1 protein-coding gene is annotated in these 250 nt (G+C 36.8%); it reads left to right on the top strand.

The window, feature by feature from the left end:
- Positions 1 to 59 precede the first annotated feature (59 nt).
- Positions 60 to 250 (top strand): hypothetical protein (locus FQ664_RS27625; RefSeq protein WP_218570448.1); only part of this gene is annotated, 191 nt, incomplete at its 3' end.

Genomic DNA, 250 nt, shown 5'->3' with positions numbered 1-250 from the left:
GGAGAAAGGAAAGCGCGGTAAACGTAAATTCATGATTGGTATAAATAGGAGATAATAATATGACTGATACAACAAATGCAGCAATAGATTTAGATCGAAAGAAATCTAATATTGTGAAGGTTTTTGCCTCCACTGGAATAGAGCGTAAGGATACAAAATACAAAGCAGGTGCTTTTAGGAACTTCGATACAACCAATAGGTTCAACCTGTATCGGCAGTTGTCACTTACAAGTCCTCATGTATTCATTCC

Origin of the sequence: Pseudomonas persica (assembly GCF_900291015.1) — a bacterium.
Lineage (GTDB): Bacteria > Pseudomonadota > Gammaproteobacteria > Pseudomonadales > Pseudomonadaceae > Aquipseudomonas.
This window is presented reverse-complemented; position numbering and strand designations above follow the sequence as displayed.